Source organism: Pseudomonas sp. BN417 (genome assembly GCF_029871205.1).
Classification (GTDB): Bacteria; Pseudomonadota; Gammaproteobacteria; order Pseudomonadales; family Pseudomonadaceae; genus Metapseudomonas.
Genome location: NZ_SSOJ01000080.1, coordinates 88,012 through 107,962, shown reverse-complemented (window position 1 = coordinate 107,962; position 19,951 = coordinate 88,012). Strand labels below are relative to the sequence as shown.

Sequence of the window (19,951 nt, the reverse complement as noted above, 5' to 3'; positions counted from 1 at the left end):
CCGGCGGCGTCATCGCCCCGCTGAACCGCAGCGGCGACGAAGAAGGCTGCCAGTGGAAGGACGGTACCGTGAGCACCCCGGCCGGTTTCCCCGAGGCCTACCAGACCTACGCCGAAGGCGGCTGGGTCGGCGTGGGCGGCGACCCCGTCTACGGCGGCATGGGCATGCCCAAGGTGATCTCCGCGCAGGTGGAGGAGATGGTCAACGCGGCCAACCTGTCCTTCGGCCTCTACCCGATGCTGACCGCCGGCGCCTGCCTGTCGCTCAACGCCCACGCCAGCGACGAGCTGAAGGAAAAGTACCTGCCGAACATGTACGCGGGTGTCTGGACCGGTTCCATGTGCCTGACCGAGCCCCATGCCGGCACCGACCTCGGCATCATCCGTACCAAGGCCGAACCCCAGGCTGACGGCAGCTACAAGATCAGCGGCACCAAGATCTTCATCACCGCCGGCGAGCACGACCTGACCGAGAACATCATCCACCTGGTGCTGGCCAAGCTGCCGGACGCCCCGGCGGGCCCGAAAGGCATTTCCCTGTTCCTGGTGCCCAAGGTGATGGTCAACGCGGATGGCTCGCTGGGCGAGCAGAACGCCGTCTCCTGCGGCTCGATCGAGCACAAGATGGGCATCAAGGCCTCGGCCACCTGCGTGATGAACTTCGACGGCGCCACCGGCTGGATCGTCGACGCGCCAAACAAGGGCCTGGCCGCCATGTTCACCATGATGAACTACGAGCGCCTGGGCGTCGGCATCCAGGGCCTGGCCTCCGGCGAGCGCTCCTACCAGAGCGCCGTGGAATACGCCCGCGAGCGTATCCAGAGCCGTGCGCCGAGCGGCCCGGTCGCCAAGGACAAGGCCGCCGACCCGATCATCGTGCACCCCGATGTACGCCGCATGCTGCTGACCATGAAAGCGGCCAACGAGGGCGGCCGCGCCTTCTCCAGCTACGTCGCCATGCAGCTGGACACCGCCAAGTTCAGCGAGGACGCCGTCGTGCGCAAGCGCGCCGAGGAACTGGTCGCCCTGCTGACCCCGGTGGCCAAGGCCTTCCTCACCGACCTCGGCCTGGAAACCACCATCCACGGCCAGCAGGTCTTCGGCGGCCACGGCTTCATCCGCGAGTGGGGCCAGGAGCAACTGGTGCGCGACGTGCGCATCACCCAGATCTACGAAGGCACCAACGGCATCCAGGCCCTCGACCTGATGGGCCGCAAGGTGGTGGGCAGCGGCGGCGCGTTCTACCAGCACTTCGCCGACGAGATCAAGGCCTTCGCCAACAGCGCTTCCGCCGATCTGGCCGAGTTCACCCAGCCGCTGAAAGCTGCCGTCGCCAACCTCGACGAGCTGACCGCCTGGGTCCTGGACCGTGCGAAGAACAACCCGAACGAAATCGGCGCCGCCTCCGTGGAATATCTCCACGTGTTCGGCTACACCGCCTACGCCTACATGTGGGCGCTGATGGCTCGCGCGGCCCTGGGCAAGGAAGGTCAGGACGAGTTCTACGCCAGCAAGCTCGGCACTGCGCGCTTCTACTTCGCCCGCCTGCTGCCGCGCATCCACTCCCTGACCGCCTCGGTCAAGGCCGGCAGCGAGTCGCTCTACCTGCTCGACGCCGCGCAGTTCTAAACGGCCCGCCGGCAACAAGAAGCCCCGCACTTGCGGGGCTTTCTTTTTTCAAAGTGCAGGGACTGCGTGGCGAATTCATTCGCGAAACCCCCACCGCGGTGGAAATCCGCCTTACGGATTTCCACCCTACGACTGGCGTTCATCTGAATTACCATGTGCCACCACACAAGGAGGTCGGGCGTATGGCGCGGGTGCTGATTCTGGGCGGGTACGGCAACTTCGGTAAGCGGATTGCCGAGAACCTGGGCAAGGCCCATGCGGGACTGGAGCTGATGATCGCCGGGCGCAGCCTGGAGCGGGCGACCCGGCTCTGCGCCGAACTGGCGCCCAGCGCCGCCTCCAATACCCGCTTCGAGCCGGTGCAACTGGATATCGATGCGCCCGGCTTCCCTGGCGAGTTGGCCGCCCTGGCGCCGACCATCGTCATCCACACCAGCGGCCCCTTCCAGGGCCAGGACTACCGCGTCCCCCGCGCCTGCATCCAGGCGGGCGCCCACTGCATCGACCTGGCCGATGGCCGCCGTTATGTCTGCGATATCCGTGGACTGGATGCCGAGGCCCGGTTACGGCAGGTGCTGGTGGTCAGCGGCGCGAGTTCGGTGCCGGGGCTGTCCTCCACCGTGATCGACCACTTCATGGGCGAATTCTCCAGCCTGGAGGCCATCGATTTCGCCATCGCGCCCGGTAACCGGGCCGAGGTCGGCGAAGCCACACTCAAGGGCATTCTCAGCTACACCGGCCATCCCTTTCCGGTCCTGGAGGACGGCCGCTGGCGCGACCGCCATGGCTGGATGGACGCCCGGCGCGTCAATTTTGGCGGTCCCGTGGGGCGACGCTGGCTGGCCAATATCGACATCCCTGACCTCGAACTCTTCCCCGAGCGCTATGCCGGCGTGCGCGGCGTGCTGTTCCAGGCGGGCCTGGAGCTGCCGCTGTTGCACCACTGCATGGTGGCCATGGCCGCGCTTGCGAAGGTCGGCCTGGTGGTCGACTGGTCGCCTTGGGCCGCTGCGATGCTCAAGGCCCGCCAGCCGCTGATGGCCTTCGGTACGGATGCCGGCGGCATGCGCATCGAGCTGATCGGCAGGGGGCCGGATGAGGGGCCCAAGCGCCTGGTCTGGACCCTCTACGCCGAGCATGGCATCGGGCCCTATATCCCGACCCTGTCGGCCATCATCCTCACCGGCAAACTGCTGCGCGGCGAACTGACCGAGCGAGGCGCAATGCCTTGCCTGGGGCTGTTCAGCCTGGCGGAATTCGACGCCGAAGCTGCGCCGCTGGGTATCTACCACAAGGTCGGCCGATGAGCGCCTACCTGCTGCTGAAGTTCTTCCATGTGCTGGGCGCCACCGTGCTGATCGGCACCGGTGCCGGCATCGCCTTCTTCATGCTGCTGGCCTCGCGCAGCGGCGATCCGCGCCTGCTGGCCGGCACCGCGCGGCTGGTGGTGATCGCCGATTGGGTGTTCACCGCGCCGGCCGTACTGCTGCAGTTCGGCACCGGCATGGCGCTGATGGAGGTCACCGGCTACCGCTATGGCTCGCCCTGGTTCCTCGCGGCATTGGCGCTCTTCTTCTTCATTGGCGCCTGCTGGCTGCCAGTCGTGGTGATCCAGTACCGCCTGCGCCACGTCGCCAAGGCGATGCTCGCCGGGGGCCCCGACACCGAGCTGCGCAAGTGGATGGGCCGCTGGACGGCCCTCGGTATCCCGGCTTTCTGCGCCATCCTGCTGCTGCTCTGGCTGATGGTGGCCAAGCCCCTGGCCGTGGTCTGACGCCATGAACGCCTGGACCTTTGCCCGCCTCGCCCTGGTCTTCCTCTGGCTGGCCACCGCACTCGTGTCCGTCACCAGTGGCCAGCAGATCGGTTACGACATTCTCTCGAGTGGCGGGATCGACGGTGTCCTGGCCGATTTCTGTGTCTATGGCGGGGCCGCGTTGGACCTGCTCCTCGGGCTCTGGTTGCTTACGGGCATGGCGCCGCTCGCCTGCCTGCGGGTGCAGGGTGCCGTAGTGCTGCTCTACAGCCTGCTGCTGAGCCTGGTCGATCCCGGCTTCTGGGCCCATCCCTTCGGACCCCTGACCAAGAACCTGCCCGTGCTGGCGCTGATCCTGCTGCTGCATCAGCGGCAGGCACGGGGTCCGTGGTTCGATTGATGGAGCCCCCACCAGCGGTGGAAATCCGCCTCGCGGATTTTCACCCTACGGCTTCAACTGCTCCGCCAGGGTTAGGTCGTCGATGAAGCGGTTACGGTTGCCCTGGATGGATTCGATCCGGTCGTTGCGGGCGAGCTCCTCGTCATCCACCGGATCGAGGAGATTCCACTGCTGGAACATCTGCACCTGCCCGACCATGGGCAGGCCGTACTCGGCATGCATGTAGAAGATCGCCCGGGCCACGTTGCCCTTGGCGGCGTCGCGAGGCTCAACCAGCTGGTAGGCGGAATTGAAGTCGCAGTCACCGAACTTGCCCGGCGCGGTGTCACCCACTGTGCCGAACAGTCCGTTGCGCCGTGCCAGTTCGATGCGCGATTGGTCCGAGTAGAGGTTGTACAGGTCGGCGAGCATATAGGGGTATTGCGGGTTGGCGACCTGGCACTGGTTGTCGGTGACGCAGCGCAGGGCACTCTTGATCTGCTTGGCACTGTACACCGGGCTGGCGCTGAGCAGGCCGCCGGGGCGCTGAAGGATTTTCCGCAATAGAGAGTGGTGCCGTCATTGGTATAGAGCTGTTGCCAGAAGGCCTGCTCGACAGCGGCCTTGGGATCGGGCAGGCGATCCTGGCCGCCAGGCAGGATAGGGCAAAAACGACTGGACGCATGTCAGGACCCGGGGACCGCCGTGTCGGGGCCTGTTGTTCTTGTAGGACAAAACAAGTCTAACGACAGCGGTGGGGCGAAACCATGCCAGAACGATCGCTTGCTTGGTTGTGCGGTCGGGTTGCCATAAGCCCAACTATGCTAATTGCCAAATCGTGTAAGCATTGGCTTACAAACTCTGGTGGCTATAGCTGCTTCCGGGCATTTGCGGCCAGGACTAATCTTCACGCCATTGGACGTCGCGCAGGAAGCGCACTGCAAAACAGGGATACGCCGGATTTCCGCCAGGATGGCGGTCGGATCAGGGATGTCGGGACACAGTCTGCAAAACCTCGCTTCGGCGAGGTTTTTCTTTTTCCGGTATCCGATTGCGAAAGCGACGATCGAGCGCCTGGTAGGAGCGAGCTTGTTCCGCCTGCTGGATTACCTCACCGGGCCGCATGCCGCGCTGACCTGAATTTTCCCCTTGTGAGCGATTCTCAACCGCTCTCCGCCCGCTGTTTCGGCTGGGGGCGGTTTTTTTCATTGTGGGAATGACTTTCCCTGTGAATGGACCTGTGGGAGCGAATTTATTCGCGAATATGGGCCGTAGGCCCATCGTAGGTTGTGGCTGAGGTCACGAAGCCCAACGATGCCGGGACCCGGATATGTTGGGCTTCGCAAGCTCAGCGCCAACCTACGGGGCGGCGTTGCCACCCATTCGCGAATGAATTCGCACAAGGATCAGCACCAGGGATGGTTCAGGTAAGGGGGCGGTAGAGCTCCGGATGCCGATCCTTCAGGTAGGTGATGCTGGCCCGCGAGGCCTCCAGCCTGTCGCGCTTGAGGTCGGCGAAGATCAGCGCCTCCTCGCGCCCGGCCACGGCGGCCAGGCTGCCGTCCGGTGCGGTGACGCTGGAGAGGCCGCAGTAGCGGATGTCCTCTTCGCCGCCGCAATAGTTGGCATAAGCCAGGTAACACTGGTTCTCGAAGGCGCGGGCGCGCACCAGCACTTCGCAGACGAAGTCGTAGGGCTCCATATTGGCTGTCGGCACCAGCACCAGGTCGGCGCCGGCCAGGGCCAGGCGGCGCACGTTCTCGGGGAACTCCACGTCGTAGCAGATCAGCATCCCCAGCTTCCAGCCAGCCAGCTCCAGCAGCGGGAAGTCGTCGCCGCCAGCGCTGAACATGCTGTTGTCCAGTTCGCCGAAGAGGTGGGTCTTGCGGTAGTGGCCCAGGCGCTGCCCGTGGGAATCGACCAGCTGCACCGAGTTGAAGATCGCCCCTTCAGCGCTTCGCTCCGGATAGCCATAGAGGATGGCGATGCCGTTTTCGCGGGCGATTTCCGCCACCCGCGCGGCCCAGGGGCCGTCGCGGGGCTCGGCCAGGGCGCTGACCGCGTCCAGGCCGATGTTGTAGCCGCTGAGGTACATCTCCGGGCTGACCAGCAAGTCCGCGCCGCGTTTGGCCGCCTCGCTCGCCCGCTGCTGCAGGCGTTCGAGGTTGGCCGCCGGGTCCAGCGGCAGGGGTGGGCACTGGTAGAGGGCGATGCGCATGGAGGTCTCCTGGCTCAGTCCGGCAGGGCGATGGGGCCGAGTTCGTCGAACAGGTCGCCGGGGCCGGGGTTCTGCGCCGAGGTCTTGCCGCCGAAGTGCTTCATGATGCCCCACACCGCGTTGAGCGAGGTCTGTACCGCGCCTTCCACCCAGGCCGGGGTCCAGGATACGTCGTCACCGGCGATGAAGATGCCGCGCTGCTCGGCAGGCATTTCGCCCTGCATGAAGTGCGCGTACATCCGCTGGTTGTAGCGGTAGTGGCCTGGCAGAGCGCCCTTGAAGGCGCCGAGGAAGTGCGGGTCGGACTCCCAGGAAATGGTGATGGGGTCGCCGATGATATGGCCGGCGATATCCACGTCCGGGTAGATCTTCTTCAGCGCGTCCAGGGCCAGCTTCACGCGCTTCTCCACCGGGTGCGGCAGCATTTTCAGCGCATCGCTCATCCAGGAGTAGGACAGGCAGATCACCCCCGGCTTGTCGTCGCCGTTGTCGAACAGGTAGGTGCCGCGGGTGAGGCGGTCGGTCAGGGTCATGCTCAGGGTGTCGCGGCCGGTCTGCGGGTCCTTGTCCTTCCAGAAGGGCCGGTCGACCATCACGAAGGTCTTGGACGACTGCATGTAGCGGGTGCGGTCCAGCGCCATCCACATCTTCTGCGAGAAGAGCGATTCCTCGCATTCGATCTGGGTGGTCAGCAGCCAGCTCTGGCAGGTGGTGAGCACCGCCGCGTAGTGGCGGGTGTCGCCCCAGTTGTCGGTGACCGCGAGAAGGCCATCGGTGGCGCGGGAGATGCGCTTGACGCCAGGACGCGGTGCGCCGCTGTGCAGGGATGCCAGGCTGGTGCCGGTCGGCCAGTGCACGCAGCGCTCGGGCTGGTGGCGCCAGATGCCCAGCGGCACTTGCTGCACGCCGCCGACGACGAGGTGCTGGTTGTCGTCGCAGGCGGTCATCACCACGCGGAAGATTTCCAGCATCGAGTTGGGGAAGTCCGAGTCCCAGCCGCCGGTGCCGAAGCCCACCTGGCCGAACACCTCGCGGTGGTGGAAGGACAGCTCGGCGAAGGCCTTGGAGCTGGCCACGAAGTCGTAGAAGGTGCGGTCGTCCCAGAGCGGTACCAGGCTGTTCCACAGCTCCTTCAGGCGCTTCACGTCGCGGTCGCGGATGGCTTGCTGGATATCGCCGAAGCGGGCGCCGTCCTCCAGGGCATCGGCCCAGGCATCGGCCACTTCCTGAAACAGCGCCGGCAGGTCGGAAAGCTTCTCGGCGTAGTAGGTCTTGCCCTCGATATCGATCACCGTGCTGCCCGAGGCCGGGGTCAGCGGGTTGGGGAAGGGCTGGGTCTTGAGGCCGAGCATGTCCACGTAGTGGTAGAAGGCGGTGGAGGAGGCGGGGAAGCGCATGCCGCCAAGTTCGGCGGTGATGCCGTCGGTACCTTCGAAGGTCTGCGAACGCAGGCGGCCACCCATCTTCGAGGCTTCGTACACCACGGGCTTGAGGCCCAGCTTCATCAGCTCATAGGCCGCGACCAGGCCGGCGATGCCGGCGCCGACGATCGCCACCTCGGCGCCGTGATGCTCGGCGGGAATGCTGCCGAGACCAGCCGGGTGCTGGATCCAGTCATCGAAGGCGAAGGGGAAGTCCGGGCCGAAGATGGTGATGGGTTTCTTGCCGTCGGCGGGGTGGCGATTGTTGTTGTTCATGCTGGACCTTGAAGGCGGGATCGAAGGGAGCTGCCGGCGTGGGACAGCGTTGGGGCCATTCTAGGGAGCGTCCGTTTCGTCCATAAGACGCAGAGTGTCGTCATTTGGCAGTCATGCGATGCAAAGCGACGAGGATTATTTGCAGAATGACGAATATGCCGCGAATTGGACTATCCATCAGCGTAGCGCGCGTCTGCCGGCAGGTTCTTTCCAGGTGGCGGCGGGTGGACCACGCTTCTCCGCTCCACCGGCTCTTCCCGTCGGCTTGCACAGGCACCCCCGGCACCTCCGGTCGGTGGAAATCCGTCTTGCGGATTTTCACCCTACCCACCGGCCGGGCTTGTTCCGTGATGCAGAACTGTAGGTTGGGCTGAGCGGAGCGAAGCCCAACCTACGGGGCGCTTGGCGCCAGCGGCTGCCCGCGGTCGAGCTTGCAGCTGAGGATGATCGAGGTGGTGGTCTTCTCCACCCCGTCGACGCCGCCGATCAGGTCCAGCAGATGGTCCAGCCGTTCCGGCGAGTCGGCGCGCAGCCAGGCCACGTAGTCGAACTCGCCGCTCACCGCGCAGAGCACCTGGACCTCGGCCATGCCGGTCAGGCGCCGCAGCACTTCCTTGCCGCTGCGCGGCTTCACCGTGATCCCCACATAGGCCTGCAGGCCGCCATCGGCCACGCGCTGGCCCAGGCGCACGCCATATCCGGTGATTACCTGGGCCTTCTCCAGCCGCGCCAGGCGCGAGGTCACCGTGGTGCGCGCGATGCCCAGGCGCCGTGCCAGCATGGCCACGCTCTCGCGGGCGTTGATCTGCAGGGCGGCGATCAGCTGGCGATCGATTTCGTCGAGGGCGGCGGGATGGAGGTCGGACATGGAGGGACTCGGCGCTGGGCGGTGCAAAGAGGTTAGCGGGTGCGCAAGGCTACCTGAAGGACGTCGCCCGGATGAAGCCCGACTCCCGCTGGTCGGCCGCTGGACCGAGCCGTTCGCGGGCGACCAGACTGAACACAACGTGACCGGCGCCGCGCCAGCCACAGCCCACTCATCCATTCGAGAGTCGCACCATGAGCATTTCCTCCTCCTGCCGCTGGGCGTTGCTCGGCTCACTCCTCTGCCTGCCTGCCCTTGCTGAAACCGTCGTGCCCTTGCAGGGCCAGACGTCGCAACAGGTCCAGCAGGACATCGCCAACTGCCAGGCCCAGGCCGGCAGCACCACGACCACCACCACGCCACAGACCGGCGGCCGCGTCCGGGGTGCCGCCGCGGGCGCCGTGGCGGGGGCCGCGGTCGGGCAGGCGCGTAGCAACGACTATGACCGGATCAGCGACGATGTGCAGCAGGAATACCGCCAGGAGCGTGCCAAGGATGCCGCTGTGGCCGGCGCCGTGGTGGGCGGTTCGCGTCAGCGCCAGGATCGCCGGCAGGACCGTCGCGCCGCCGACCAGTCCAGCAGTGCGTCCAGCTCGGCCTACACCAGCTGCCTGCAGCAGCGCGGTTACCAGGTCACGCCCTGAGCTACCAGCTCAACGCGAAGCTATGCCCCGCCCCCGGCTGCAGGCTGCAGCCGCGGTTGGCGCATTCCCGCCCGAGGGTCTCGAACAACCAGCGGCGCTCTTCCCGCCCGGCGTGGCCTAGCTGGAAGCGGTGGATGTGCGTGGGCACCAGGTCGAGGGCGAGCAGGCGCCCGTCGGCGTCGAGGGTGGGGAAGTAGAGCAGGCCGAGTTCGCCGTGGTAGACGCCGTAGTCCTGGATGCCTTCGTAATCGTTCAGCAGGTCGCCGCAGCCATAGAGGATCAGGTGCTCGTGGTACAGCTCCAGGCCCTTGATGTGGTGCGAGGAGTGCCCGTGTATCAGGTCGACGCCGGCCTGGTCGATCAGTCCGTGGGCGAAGCGCACTTGCTCCTGCGGGATTTCGAAACCCCAGTTGCCGCCCCAGTGGATGGACACTATCACCCGGTCCCCGGGACGCTTGTGCGCGCGGAAGCGTTCGGCCAGCGCCTCCAGGCTCTGCGCTGACAGGTCGGGCAGGTGCGCGACGCCTGATCGCCGCGTCATGGCTGCCCAGCTGGCTGGAGCGCCGCAGTCAGGCGTACAGAGGCCGAATACCAGCAGGCGCGTGCCATCGGCCAGGGGGAGGACGGCGGGAGCCTCGGCGGCCTGCTGGTCACGCCCGGCGCCGGCGCAGGCGATGCCGCTGCGCGCCAGGGTCGCCAGGGTATCGGCGAGACCTTCCCGGCCCCAGTCCAGCACATGGTTGTTGGCCAGTACGCAGCAGTCGATGCCCGCCGCGAGGATGGCAGGGAAGTTCGCAGGATTCATGCGGTAGTTGATGCCCTTGGCTTCCGGCCGACCGCGCCGGGTCACGGCGGTTTCCAGGTTGATCAGGCGCACCTGGGGGCGGCGCCGCTCCAGATCCTCCAGCGCATCGCCCCAGATATAGGCGTAATCGACCGGGCGGGGCAGGGGGCCGTGCAGCCGCTCGGCCAGCCGCACATAGCCGCCGGCATCCTTGAGGTAGGGCTCGTGCAGCCGCGGGTCGCCGGGATGCGGCAACACCGCGTCTATGCCGCGCGCGGTCATCACGTCGCCGGCGAGAAACAGCTTGAGGCTCTGGGCTGCAGCGGGCATCGGCCACCTCCCGGGTATCAGCAACAGACTAATCCCGGGATGGCGTGCTTGGCAGCATCCGCTAGGCGGCTCCGCCCCTGGCCTGCTGCTCCAGGTGGGCCTGCAGGTCCGGATCGAGCTTGAGCTGATAGGCCAGCTCATCCAGGTAGCTGCGCTCGGCCTGCTGCTGGTCATCCACCAGCATCACGCTGGCCAGGTACATTTCCGCGGCCATGCCGGGATCCTGCGCCGATTGCGCGACCTCGGCCGCGTCCAGCGGGCGGCGCACTTCCTGGTCCAGCCATTCCTGCAGTTGCGGGTCGTCGGTGTGGCGGGAAATCTCGGCGTAGATCGTCTGCTTCTCCTGCTCGTCGATGCGGCCATCGGCCTTGGCTGCGGCAATCAGCGCGCGCAGGATGGCCAGGCTGTGGTCATCGGCCTCCGCTCCGGAGAGCTGGTCCACCGTGCGCAGTGCCTGTTGCGGTTCCGTGGCCTGCTGCTGTTGCCAGGCCTGATAGGCCTTGAAAGCCATCATGCCGAGGGACGCCAGCGCGGCGTAGTTCATTGCGCCGGAGCGCGTTCCACTGCCACCCATCGAGCCGCCGCCCATCGGGCTGCCACCCGTGCCGCCGCCGAGGATGCCGCCGAGCAATCCACCCAGCCCGGCATTGCCGCCACCACCACCGCCTCCCATCAGGCCGCCCAGCAACCCGCCGAGCCCACCCAGGGGGTCTTGCGACGCCATCCCGGCGGCACCCCGTTGCGCCGCCCCGGCCTGGCCGGCCCGCAGCAGTTGTTCGAGCAGATCACTGGTGTTCATGGCAGCGCCCTCGCCTGGCGGCCGTCGTCCGGTCTGGGAACGATAGACCGGGTGAGGCGCCCGGGCATGACCGTCGGGCTGGCGGAGATTGTTGCATCCGACGGAAAGGCCCTTTCAGCAAAGCCGTCTTTTTCGCCCGCCGCGTCTGGAGTCTCATGTGCACCAAGGGCCCTGAATGCATCGCCAGCCGATGCCCCGGCCTCCCGAACGAACAGAGGAGCACTTCCATGAAACGCACGATCGCCACTACCGCCCTGCTGCTCGCCGGCCTGGCCAGCACCGGCGCCTTCGCCGCCAAGTCGGCAGAAGCGATTCCCTACAGCTATGGCATGCCGCTGGATGTCGCCCGCGTCATCTCCATCGATGAGCCCAACTCGTTCACCTGCGAAACCGTGCAGGCGAAGATGACCTACATCGACTCCAACGGCGTAGAGAAGTCCGTGACCTACCTGAAGGAATCCAGCGCCTGCGCCAATAGCTGACGCAGGTCGCTTCGCAGCAGTTTTCCTACCCCACCACCTCCGCCACGAAATCCTCGAAAGACGTCGCCGTGGTATTTCCCGGCCGCCGCCCCTCCAGGGATTTCACCGTGCCTTCGTTGATGCCCCGGGCCAGCTCCGCATAGCGCCCGGCCAGATCGGCGGAGAAGCCCGCCTCCTGCAGCCCCCCGGCCATTTCTTCGTAGGGCAGCTGCACATAGGGCAGCTCAGGCCGGCCCAGGCGTTCGCCGAGAATGCGCGTGCACTCGGCATAGCTGATATCGCGCTGGCCCAGCAGTTCGCGTACCTGTACGCCCTGCCAGTCGCGCGCGAGCAGGGCGGCGATGGCGGCGTCGGCGATGTCCTTCGAGGCGATCATCGGCACCGGCACATCCGGGCCCACGCCATCGGCCACCAGGCCGTGTTCCTCGATCATGTACAGGGCCGGCAGCAGGTTCTCGAAGAAGGCGCCGGCGCGCAGGATCAGCAGGTCGATGCCAGGCAGATCGCGCAGGCGCAGTTCCTGCTCGTGCATGCTGGCGATGGGGCCATTGCCCGAGGCCAGTTCGGCGCCGACGCTGCTCAGCGCCACCACGCGGCGCACGCCGCTGTCGCGGATGGCCTGGACTACCGCCTCGCCCACCGCCGCCTGTTGGGCCATGTAGTCGGCCACCGAGGGATCGTAGGGCAGCAGGGTGTAGACCGCCTTGGCGCCGCGGAACGCCTCGGCGAGATAGGCCGCATCGTTCGGCTCGCCGGCCAGCACTTCGACGCCGGCTCGCTGCAGTTCCGCCAGCCGCTCGGCCGAACGGCCCAGCGCGCGGACGCGCTCACCGGCCTGCAGCAGTTGCTCGACGATTCGTTTCCCGGTGTGCCCGGTGGCGCCCATTACAGTGATCATCTCGTCCTCCTGTGGTCGCGCTTTTCGGTTCGGCACATGCCTGCGCGCTTGAGTCCAGTTTTGTTCGAGATGGCTGGACGGACAATGATTGGAAGTCGAAGATTCATGATTATTCGTCCAGGAACGCTGGACGATCGGTTTCCCGCAGGCGCAGAGTGCCTTCCATGGACCCGAATCAAGCCTGGATTTCCCGCGACCCCCTCGGCGAAGCGCTGCACCTGCTGCGCATGAGCGGCACCCTCTATTGCGCCTCGGAATTCACCGCGCCCTGGGGCCTCGGGCTGCCGGCGATGGACGATTGCCTGATGTTCCATGTGGTGACCGCCGGGGAATGTTGGCTGGAGGTGGGCGGGCAGGAGCCTCTGCTGCTGCGCGGCGGCGACCTGGCGCTGGTGCCCCATGGTCATGGGCACAACCTGCTCAGCGCGCCGGGTGTGAGCGCCGTGCAGTTGTTCGACCTGCCGCGGGAATGCTTGAGCGAACGCTACGAAATCATTCGCCATGGCGGCGGCGGCGCGCCTGCCAGCCTGGTCTGTGGCGCGGTGCGCTTCGAGCATCCGGTGGCGCGGCAACTGGTGCGGCTGTTGCCGCCGTTGCTGCACGTGGAAGCGGCCAGCGCCGAGCACGGCGACTGGCTGCAGGGCACCCTGCGGTTCATGCGTGATGAGGCGCGCGCCATGCGCCCCGGGGGCGAAACCGTGGTGACGCGGCTGGCCGACATCCTGGTGATCCAGGCCATCCGCGCCTGGATCGAGCGCGACCCGGCGGCGCAGACCGGCTGGCTTGGCGCCCTGCAGGACCGCCAGATCGGCCGCGCCATCGGCCTGATCCACCGCGATCCGGCGCGAGACTGGAGCCTGGTATCCCTGGCCGAGGCGGCCGCCATGTCACGCTCGGCCTTCGCCGCGCGCTTCACCGCCCTGGTGGGCGAGCCGGCCATGCAGTACCTGACGCGCTGGCGGATGAACCTGGCCCTGGGCTGGTTGCAGGAAGACGAAGTGGCCATCTCTGGCCTGGCCGAACGTCTTGGCTACCGGTCGGAGGCGGCCTTCAGCCGGGCCTTCAAGCGTTGCCACGGTTTTTCGCCGGGGGCTGTTCGGCGTGTCTGACGGCCATTTCTGATCGGCGCAAACGAATCTAAATAAGAATTTGTCAGTATTCCCTTATATATTGAGAATTGTTACCATTTGATTCTTATTCGAATAAGGAGCTCATGGTGGCAATCTCGCGTATCAATCCGGCATCGCTGCCGATGCTGGGCATGCTGGTTATCCCGGTCGTACAAGCTGAAACCAAGGACGTAATGGCCATTCCGGCGACCGCCGTTACCAGCGCCTATGAACAGCAGAGCTACAAGGCCACCGAGAGCAAGAGCGCGCTGAAGATCGATGCACCCCTGCGCGATATCCCGCAGACAGTCAACGTGGTGCCCGAGAGCGTGATCAAGGATCAGGGCGCCCAGTCCATGGAAGACGTGCTGAAGAATGTGCCCGGCGTCGGCCTGTCCAACGGCGACGGCCAGCGCGACCAGGTCACCATCCGCGGCTTCAGCGCCATCGGCGACATGTTCATCGATGGCATGCGCGATGACGCGCTGTACTTCCGCGACCTCTCCAACATCGAGCGGGTCGAGGTGATCAAGGGCCCGGCGGCCGTGCTCTATGGCCGTGGTTCCTCCGGCGGCCTGATCAACAGCGTGAGCAAGAAGCCCGGCTTCGATCCCAAGCACGAGGTCGGCGTCAGCTTCGACAGCGAAGGCAAGCGCCGCACCCAGTTCGATGCCGGCTGGGCCGATGAGCAACAGCGCGACAAGGCCTTCCGTGTCACCGGCGCCTATGAAGACAGCGACACTTTCCGCGACGACGGCTATATCGACCGCAAGGCCATCGCGCCTTCTGCCTACTTCCGCCTGTCCGACGACCTGGAACTCAACCTGGGCGCCACCTACCTCTACGACAAGCGCCTGATCGATTTCGGCATTCCCGCCCTCGGCGACCGCCCGGTGCACGTCGATCGCGAGAAGCGCTTCGGTTCCGGCGACGAGGACCAGGATTACGCCCGCAGCGAAGTGTTCTCCTTCACCGCGAGCCTGGACTACCGGATCAACGACAACCTGACCCTGACCAACGCCACCCGCTACTACCACTACGACCTGGACCGCAACAACACCCTGGCCGACAGCAGCCCGACCCGCTTCGTCACCGCGCCCAATGGTGAGCTGCTGGTGAAGCTGAACCGCGGCAACGTCGCCCGTGACGAGTACGGCGTGTTCAACCAGACCGACCTGAAGCAGCAGCTCCAACTGGCCGGCATGCAGCACAACCTGCTCTACGGCATGGAGCTGGGTTACCAGGACAAGTACCAGCGGACGTTCAACCAGAACAACGTGGCCCAGGTGCCGGTGTACCGCGACGGCCTGGTGCCGGTGCCGGAGCACGCCAACTCCCTGAGCGCCAAGGGTACCAACTACCAGGAAACCGCCGGTTTCTACGTGCAGGACATGATCGAGCTGACTTCCCAGTGGAAAGCGTTGCTGGGGGTGCGCTATGACATCTTCGGCCAGGAGTTCGACGACAGGCGCGTGCAGAATGTCGACCTCGACCGCACCGACAAGACCTGGAGCCCGCGTGCCGGCCTGGTGTATCAGCCGGACCAGATCCAGTCCTACTACGTCTCGGTCAGCCGCAGTTACCAGCCCTCGGCCGAAGTGTTCCAACTCAGTCCGGCTACCGAGAATCTGGAGCCGGAAAAAACTACCAACTACGAGCTGGGTGCCAAGTGGGACCTGCTGGACAGCCGCCTGTCGGTCACCGCGGCGGTGTTCCGCCTCGAGCGCACCAACATGAAGACAGCCGACCCGGCCAACCCGAGCCTCACAGTGCTCGCAGGCGAGCAGCGCACCGATGGCTTCGAGGCCACCTTCAGCGGCCAGATCACCGACAAGTGGAATGTGTATGGTGGCTACGCCTACCTGGATGCGGAAATCACCAAGTCCAACAGCAAGACCAATGGCGTGCCCAACGAAGGCCAGGTGCCGACCCTGACCCCGCGCAACAGCGCCAACCTCTGGGTCGTGCGCTCCCTGACCCCGGAATGGCGTCTCGGCATGGGCGCCAACTACGTGGATGACCGCTTCACTGCCCTGGATAACAAGGTGGTGATGCCCAGCTACACCACCTTCGACGCGGCGCTGCTCTACAACGTGCCGCAATGGGACATGGCGCTGCGCCTGCACAACATGTTCGATCGCAATTACTACGCCTCTGCCCACGGCTCGGTGGACCTGATCACCCCCGGCGCGCCGCGCACCCTGGAGCTCAGCGCCAACTACAGGTTCTGACTTCTGCTCCAACGCAAACGCCCGGCCAATGCCGGGCGTTTGCGCTTCTGCGGGCGAGGACGTGAATGGCTTTTGTGGGGGCGACTTCAGTCGCTATGCAGACCGCAGGTCTGCCCGCCGAGGGCGGAGGGGGGCAGCTACGCTGCCCTTCGCGAATGAATTCGCCCCCACAACAGCACCAACATACGAGCGTGTGCCCGGTGGTCGATCAATTCGCCGGCAGCCGCTTCAGCGCTTCGCAGCTCGCCGCGTACTGCTTGTCGCAGGCGCTCTGGAACAGCGCGCGGGCCTGGTAGGGATCGCGCGGCACGCCTTCCACGCCCTGGGCGTACATGCTGCCGAGCACGTGCTGGGCCATGGCGTTGCCGGCGGCGGCCGACTGGTTGAGGTACTTGAGCATGGCGCGCTGGTCGGCGAATGCCGGATCGGCGCGGCCGGTGTAGAGGAATGCCAGGCTCACCGCCGCCTGGGCGTGGCCCTTGTCGGCGGCCTGTTTCCACCAGTACTCGGCCTGCTTGAGGTCCTTCTGCGGCTTACCGACGAAGTAGCGGCCGCCGAGCTGGAACTGGCTCTCGAGATCGCCGCGCAGGGCCTGTTCGCGGAGCTTGTCCAGCTCGCTGGCTTCCGGGGAAGGCTGGGTGGGGGCGCTGGGCGCCTGGGGCTGGCCGGCCGGCGGCGGGGCGGCTGGCTGTTGCTGCTGGACGCAGGCCCCGAGCAGGGCCAGCGCAGCAATGCAGAAAAAGCGCGGCAGGGCGCGGTGGAAGGACATGGGCTGATTTCTCCCTGGCAGGTCAGGGAGGAGGGTAGATGCATACGCCTGCCCCGTCACCCATCCTACGCAGCGGCCTGAAGATCGCGAGACGATCAATCCCAGTTCGGCGCGAAGTCCGGATTGGCCAGACGCTCGCCGCGATCCAGGCCGGCGATGGCAGCCATCTCCGCATCATTGAGCGTGAGGTCCAGTGCAAGCTGGTTGCTCGCCAGGTTCTCGCGACGGGTGGAGGAGGGGATCACCGCGAAGCCCTGCTGCAGCAGCCAGGCCAGGGCCACCTGGGCCGGGGTGGCGTCATGGGCGGCGGCTATGCCTTGGATCACCGGGTCCTGCATTACCTTGCCGTAGGCCAGCGGCATGTAGGCGGTGAGGTGGATACCGCGACTGCGGGCGAAGTCCACCAGCGTGCGATTCTGCAGGAAGGGATGGACTTCCACCTGGTTGGTGGCGATCTCATCCGCGCCGACCGTATCGATGGCCTGTTGCATATGGGCGATGGTGAAATTGGAGATTCCGATCTGCCGGGCCAAACCGCGGCGCTTGGCCTCCAGCAGGGCGGTCATGTACTCGGCCACCGGGATGGCGTCGTCGGGGCTGGGCCAGTGGATCAGGGCCAGATCCAGCTGCTCCAGGCCGAGCTTGGCCAGGCTTTCTTCGAGGCTGGGGATCAGCCGGTCGGCGGCGAGGTGTTCGGTCCATACCTTGGTGGTGACGAAAAGCTGGTCACGGGCCACGCCGCTTTCGGCGATGGCCTGGCCGACCTCGGACTCGTTGCCGTAGATCTGTGCGGTGTCGATGTGGCGGTAGCCCAGTTCCAGGCCGTTGCGGATCGAGTCCATGACCTGTTGGTCCTTGAGGCGGAAAGTGCCGAGGCCGAGTGCGGGAATGCGCATGGGTAATCTCCTGTTCAGTGGAAAGTCAGTGGCCGACAACGAGGGTGGCGCCACCGCTCGTTTCCAGCTCGGGGGTGTTGCGATCGAGGCGGCCGCTCCAGGCGGTCAGGGCGACGGCCACCAGCACGACCAGGGCGCCGATCCAGGCGGTGTGGATCAGCCCGAGGCTGGCAACGATGTGCCCGCCCAGCCAGGCGCCGCCGGCGATACCGAGGTTGAACGCGGCGATGTTCAGGCCCGAGGCCACGTCTACCGCATGCGGCGTGTGGTGTTCGGCCTGGCGCACCACGTAGACCTGCAGGCCGGGCACGTTGCCAAAGGCCACGGCGCCCCACACCAGCACCGTGGCCAGGGCCAGCCAGGGGTTGGCGGCGGTGAAGGTGAGGGCGAAGAGCACGGCGGCCAGCAGCAGGAAGATCAGGGTCAGGGCGCTGATCGGGCCGCGCTTGTCGGCCAGCTTGCCGCCCCAGATGTTGCCCACCGCCACGGACACGCCGTAGACCAGTAGCACCAGGCTCACGGTGCCGGCGCTGAAGCCGCTGATGTCCTGCAGGATGGGCGCGAGGAAGGTGAAGGCGATGAAGCTGCCGCCGTAGCCGACCGCGGTCATGGCGTAGACCAGCAACAGGCGCGGCTCCTTCAGCACCTTCACCTGCTGCAGCAGCGAGGCCGGCTTGCTGTGGGCGATGTTCGAAGGCACGAAGATCAGGCTGCCGATAAAGGCGATCACGCCCAGCGCGGAGACGGCGAGGAAGGTCTCGCGCCAGCCGAAGTGCTGGCCGATGAAGGTGCCCAGCGGCACGCCGGTGACCAGGGCCACGGTGAGGCCGGTGAACATGATGGCGATGGCGCTGGCGGCCTTTTCCTTCGGCACCAGGCTGGTGGCGATGGTCGAGCCGATGGAGAAGAACACGCCATGGGCGAGGCCTGTGACCAGCCGCGCGGCGATCAGCGATTCATAGCCCGGCGCCTGCCAGGCCAGCAGGTTGCCGAGGGTGAAGAGCACCATCAGCGACAGCAGCAGCCACTTGCGCGGCAACTTGCCGGTGAGGGCGGTGAGCACCGGTGCGCCGACGGCGACGCCCAGGGCGTAGAGGCTGACCAGCAGGCCCGCCGAGGGCAGGCTGACGCCGAGGTCGGCGGCGATGGTGGGGATGAGGCCGACGATGACGAACTCCGTCGTGCCGATGGCGAAGGCGCTCAAGGTCAGCGCCAGCAGGGCGAGGGGCATGGTGGGTGGCTCCGCTAGAGATTGGATGGCGCACAGTGTCGCCACTCGACTCATGCGGAAAAACCGGGTATCAAGCCAAAGATATTTGCCCGGGAGTCACGAATGAAAACCACCCTGGACGAGCTGCAAGCCTTCACCGCGGTGGTGGACACCGGCTCGATCACCGCCGCGGCCGAGCAACTGGCGCAGACCGCCTCGGGCGTCAGCCGCGCCCTCAGCCGGCTGGAGGACAAGCTCGACGTCACGCTGCTGCGCCGCACCACCCGGCGGCTGGAGCTGACCGAAGAAGGTGAGGCTTTCCTTGCCCAGGCACGGCGAATCCTCGACCAGGTCGAGGAGGCGGAGGAGCAGATGGCCTTGCGCCGGCAGAAGCCCGCCGGACGCTTGCGGGTCAACGCCGCGTCGCCCTTCATGCTGCACGTGCTGGTACCGCTGGTGGCGGGCTTTCGCCAGCGCTACCCGGAGATCGAACTGGAGCTGCACAGCAGCGAGCAGATCATCGACCTGATCGAGCACCGCACCGATGTCGCCATCCGCATCGGCACCCTGCGCGACTCCACCCTGCACGCCAGGCCACTCGGCAGCAGCCGCATCCGCGTGCTGGCCAGCCCGGCCTACCTCAAGGCTCAGGGCACGCCGAATCAGGTGGAGGACCTGCAAGCTCATAGCCTGCTCGGCTTCACCCAACCGGAAAGCCTTAACCACTGGCCCTTGCGCCATGCCCTGGGCGACAGCCTGCAGATCACACCTTCGATCAAGGCCTCCAGCGGCGAAACCCTGCGCCAACTGGCCCTGGCCGGCGCGGGCCTGGCCTGCCTGTCGGATTTCATGACCCAGGCCGACCGCGCCAACGGCGAGCTGGTGCAGATACTCGCCGCCGACACCGTGGACGTGCGCCAGCCGATTCACGCCGTGTACTACCGCAATACCGCCCTGGCATCGCGGATCGCCTGTTTCCTCGATTACGTGGCGGGGTGCTTGAAGGAACAAGCCTGGGCGGAGCGGAAACGCTGAGGCCGGTACCGGCGCCACCCTAGGCGTGGCGAATTCATTCGCCAAGTCCCAAGCTCATCAATTACCACGCAGCTCGCAGGGCTGCCGTCTGTCCGTAATTTCATTCACCTTGACGCTGTGAAGGCCGCTTTCGATGCGGGTTAATGCTATTTCTGTTGTTTATTTCAAACATTCGCCCTTGGCTTTGTGAATTCTATCGTGTAAATTTTCATGAAATTTCA

Annotated in this window: 20 protein-coding genes; 10 read left to right on the top strand and 10 right to left on the bottom strand. The window is 66.1% G+C overall.

What is annotated here, in order from left to right:
* The 4 genes from E8F11_RS09330 to E8F11_RS09315 form a co-directional block, all read left to right on the top strand.
* Positions 1–1,628 (top strand): acyl-CoA dehydrogenase C-terminal domain-containing protein (locus tag E8F11_RS09330; RefSeq protein WP_280288557.1); only part of this gene is annotated, 1,628 nt, incomplete at its 5' end.
* Positions 1,629–1,810: 182 nt separating this feature from the next.
* The gene (locus E8F11_RS09325; protein WP_280288556.1) at positions 1,811–2,935 is read left to right on the top strand and encodes a saccharopine dehydrogenase NADP-binding domain-containing protein; all 1,125 of its coding nucleotides are present in this window, start codon (positions 1,811–1,813) and stop codon (positions 2,933–2,935) included.
* A complete protein-coding gene (locus tag E8F11_RS09320; RefSeq protein ID WP_280288555.1) occupies positions 2,932–3,402 on the top strand; it encodes a DUF2269 domain-containing protein in 471 nt (156 codons plus the stop codon). Before E8F11_RS09325 ends, E8F11_RS09320 begins: the two co-directional genes overlap by 4 nt.
* 4 nt (positions 3,403–3,406) lie before the next feature.
* On the top strand, positions 3,407–3,784 hold the full coding sequence (locus E8F11_RS09315) for a DoxX-like family protein (RefSeq protein ID WP_280288554.1): 378 nt from the start codon (positions 3,407–3,409) through the stop codon (positions 3,782–3,784).
* A gap of 45 nt (positions 3,785–3,829) precedes the next feature.
* On the opposite strand, the gene E8F11_RS09310 is transcribed toward E8F11_RS09315, so the two are convergent.
* Positions 3,830–4,327, bottom strand: coding sequence for an endonuclease (locus E8F11_RS09310; protein ID WP_280288553.1), 498 nt, complete (start codon positions 4,325–4,327; stop codon positions 3,830–3,832).
* 351 nt (positions 4,328–4,678) lie between these two features.
* Between E8F11_RS09310 and E8F11_RS09305 the strand changes: the two genes are divergently transcribed.
* On the top strand, positions 4,679–4,903 hold the full coding sequence (locus tag E8F11_RS09305) for a hypothetical protein (protein WP_280288552.1): 225 nt from the start codon (positions 4,679–4,681) through the stop codon (positions 4,901–4,903).
* 283 nt (positions 4,904–5,186) lie between these two features.
* On the opposite strand, the gene E8F11_RS09300 is transcribed toward E8F11_RS09305, so the two are convergent.
* The 3 genes from E8F11_RS09300 to E8F11_RS09290 form a co-directional block, all read right to left on the bottom strand.
* The gene (locus tag E8F11_RS09300) at positions 5,187–5,981 is read right to left on the bottom strand and encodes a carbon-nitrogen hydrolase family protein (protein WP_280288551.1); all 795 of its coding nucleotides are present in this window, start codon (positions 5,979–5,981) and stop codon (positions 5,187–5,189) included.
* A 14-nt stretch (positions 5,982–5,995) separates the two neighbouring features.
* Complete coding sequence (locus tag E8F11_RS09295) at positions 5,996–7,678, bottom strand: NAD(P)/FAD-dependent oxidoreductase (protein WP_280288550.1); 1,683 nt, start codon at positions 7,676–7,678, stop codon at positions 5,996–5,998.
* A gap of 391 nt (positions 7,679–8,069) precedes the next feature.
* Positions 8,070–8,546: an Lrp/AsnC family transcriptional regulator gene (locus E8F11_RS09290; protein ID WP_280288549.1), complete on the bottom strand. Its 477-nt coding sequence runs from the start codon at positions 8,544–8,546 to the stop codon at positions 8,070–8,072.
* 191 nt (positions 8,547–8,737) lie between these two features.
* Here E8F11_RS09290 and E8F11_RS09285 point away from each other — a divergent pair, with 191 nt between their 5' ends.
* Positions 8,738–9,187: a YMGG-like glycine zipper-containing protein gene (locus E8F11_RS09285; RefSeq protein ID WP_280288548.1), complete on the top strand. Its 450-nt coding sequence runs from the start codon at positions 8,738–8,740 to the stop codon at positions 9,185–9,187.
* A gap of 1 nt (position 9,188) precedes the next feature.
* Here the strand turns inward: E8F11_RS09285 and E8F11_RS09280 are convergent, their stop codons facing one another.
* Together E8F11_RS09280 and E8F11_RS09275 are read right to left on the bottom strand one after the other, a co-directional pair.
* Positions 9,189–10,301 carry a CapA family protein gene (locus E8F11_RS09280; RefSeq protein ID WP_280288547.1) on the bottom strand — a complete coding sequence of 371 codons (1,113 nt, stop codon included), beginning with the start codon at positions 10,299–10,301 and terminating at the stop codon, positions 9,189–9,191.
* A 61-nt stretch (positions 10,302–10,362) separates the two neighbouring features.
* Complete coding sequence (locus E8F11_RS09275) at positions 10,363–11,100, bottom strand: tellurite resistance TerB family protein (protein ID WP_280288546.1); 738 nt, start codon at positions 11,098–11,100, stop codon at positions 10,363–10,365.
* Positions 11,101–11,327: 227 nt separating this feature from the next.
* On the opposite strand from E8F11_RS09275, the gene E8F11_RS09270 reads away from it, so the two are divergent.
* Positions 11,328–11,582 (top strand): DUF2790 domain-containing protein, encoded by a 255-nt coding sequence (locus E8F11_RS09270; RefSeq protein WP_280288545.1) that lies wholly within the window; start codon positions 11,328–11,330, stop codon positions 11,580–11,582.
* A 25-nt stretch (positions 11,583–11,607) separates the two neighbouring features.
* On the opposite strand, the gene E8F11_RS09265 is transcribed toward E8F11_RS09270, so the two are convergent.
* Entirely contained in the window at positions 11,608–12,480 is an 873-nt protein-coding gene (locus E8F11_RS09265) for an NmrA family NAD(P)-binding protein (RefSeq protein WP_280288544.1), read from the bottom strand.
* A gap of 164 nt (positions 12,481–12,644) precedes the next feature.
* On the opposite strand from E8F11_RS09265, the gene E8F11_RS09260 reads away from it, so the two are divergent.
* Both E8F11_RS09260 and E8F11_RS09255 read left to right on the top strand, forming a co-directional pair.
* The gene (locus tag E8F11_RS09260; RefSeq protein WP_280288543.1) at positions 12,645–13,589 is read left to right on the top strand and encodes an AraC family transcriptional regulator; all 945 of its coding nucleotides are present in this window, start codon (positions 12,645–12,647) and stop codon (positions 13,587–13,589) included.
* Between the two features lie 104 nt (positions 13,590–13,693).
* Positions 13,694–15,820, top strand: a complete 2,127-nt coding sequence (locus E8F11_RS09255) for a TonB-dependent siderophore receptor (RefSeq protein WP_280288542.1) — start codon at positions 13,694–13,696, stop codon at positions 15,818–15,820.
* A gap of 208 nt (positions 15,821–16,028) precedes the next feature.
* On the opposite strand, the gene E8F11_RS09250 is transcribed toward E8F11_RS09255, so the two are convergent.
* The 3 genes from E8F11_RS09250 to E8F11_RS09240 form a co-directional block, all read right to left on the bottom strand.
* Positions 16,029–16,589, bottom strand: a complete 561-nt coding sequence (locus E8F11_RS09250; RefSeq protein WP_280288541.1) for a tetratricopeptide repeat protein — start codon at positions 16,587–16,589, stop codon at positions 16,029–16,031.
* Positions 16,590–16,684: 95 nt separating this feature from the next.
* Positions 16,685–17,485, bottom strand: a complete 801-nt coding sequence (gene dkgB, locus E8F11_RS09245; protein ID WP_280288540.1) for a 2,5-didehydrogluconate reductase DkgB — start codon at positions 17,483–17,485, stop codon at positions 16,685–16,687.
* A 25-nt stretch (positions 17,486–17,510) separates the two neighbouring features.
* The gene (locus E8F11_RS09240) at positions 17,511–18,716 is read right to left on the bottom strand and encodes an MFS transporter (protein ID WP_280288539.1); all 1,206 of its coding nucleotides are present in this window, start codon (positions 18,714–18,716) and stop codon (positions 17,511–17,513) included.
* 102 nt (positions 18,717–18,818) lie between these two features.
* Here E8F11_RS09240 and E8F11_RS09235 point away from each other — a divergent pair, with 102 nt between their 5' ends.
* Entirely contained in the window at positions 18,819–19,730 is a 912-nt protein-coding gene (locus tag E8F11_RS09235; RefSeq protein WP_280288538.1) for a LysR family transcriptional regulator, read from the top strand.
* Positions 19,731–19,951: the final 221 nt, after the last annotated feature.

Coding starts and splice junctions, on each gene's coding strand:
- E8F11_RS09265 (WP_280288544.1), bottom strand. CDS start 12,480: ATGATCACTGTAATGGGCGCCACCGGGCACACCGGGAAACGAATCGTC.
- E8F11_RS09320 (WP_280288555.1), top strand. CDS start 2,932: ATGAGCGCCTACCTGCTGCTGAAGTTCTTCCATGTGCTGGGCGCCACC.
- dkgB (WP_280288540.1), bottom strand. CDS start 17,485: ATGCGCATTCCCGCACTCGGCCTCGGCACTTTCCGCCTCAAGGACCAA.
- E8F11_RS09260 (WP_280288543.1), top strand. CDS start 12,645: ATGGACCCGAATCAAGCCTGGATTTCCCGCGACCCCCTCGGCGAAGCG.
- E8F11_RS09325 (WP_280288556.1), top strand. CDS start 1,811: ATGGCGCGGGTGCTGATTCTGGGCGGGTACGGCAACTTCGGTAAGCGG.
- E8F11_RS09275 (WP_280288546.1), bottom strand. CDS start 11,100: ATGAACACCAGTGATCTGCTCGAACAACTGCTGCGGGCCGGCCAGGCC.
- E8F11_RS09280 (WP_280288547.1), bottom strand. CDS start 10,301: ATGCCCGCTGCAGCCCAGAGCCTCAAGCTGTTTCTCGCCGGCGACGTG.
- E8F11_RS09295 (WP_280288550.1), bottom strand. CDS start 7,678: ATGAACAACAACAATCGCCACCCCGCCGACGGCAAGAAACCCATCACC.
- E8F11_RS09290 (WP_280288549.1), bottom strand. CDS start 8,546: ATGTCCGACCTCCATCCCGCCGCCCTCGACGAAATCGATCGCCAGCTG.
- E8F11_RS09300 (WP_280288551.1), bottom strand. CDS start 5,981: ATGCGCATCGCCCTCTACCAGTGCCCACCCCTGCCGCTGGACCCGGCG.
- E8F11_RS09235 (WP_280288538.1), top strand. CDS start 18,819: ATGAAAACCACCCTGGACGAGCTGCAAGCCTTCACCGCGGTGGTGGAC.
- E8F11_RS09315 (WP_280288554.1), top strand. CDS start 3,407: ATGAACGCCTGGACCTTTGCCCGCCTCGCCCTGGTCTTCCTCTGGCTG.
- E8F11_RS09240 (WP_280288539.1), bottom strand. CDS start 18,716: ATGCCCCTCGCCCTGCTGGCGCTGACCTTGAGCGCCTTCGCCATCGGC.
- E8F11_RS09255 (WP_280288542.1), top strand. CDS start 13,694: ATGGTGGCAATCTCGCGTATCAATCCGGCATCGCTGCCGATGCTGGGC.
- E8F11_RS09285 (WP_280288548.1), top strand. CDS start 8,738: ATGAGCATTTCCTCCTCCTGCCGCTGGGCGTTGCTCGGCTCACTCCTC.
- E8F11_RS09270 (WP_280288545.1), top strand. CDS start 11,328: ATGAAACGCACGATCGCCACTACCGCCCTGCTGCTCGCCGGCCTGGCC.
- E8F11_RS09250 (WP_280288541.1), bottom strand. CDS start 16,589: ATGTCCTTCCACCGCGCCCTGCCGCGCTTTTTCTGCATTGCTGCGCTG.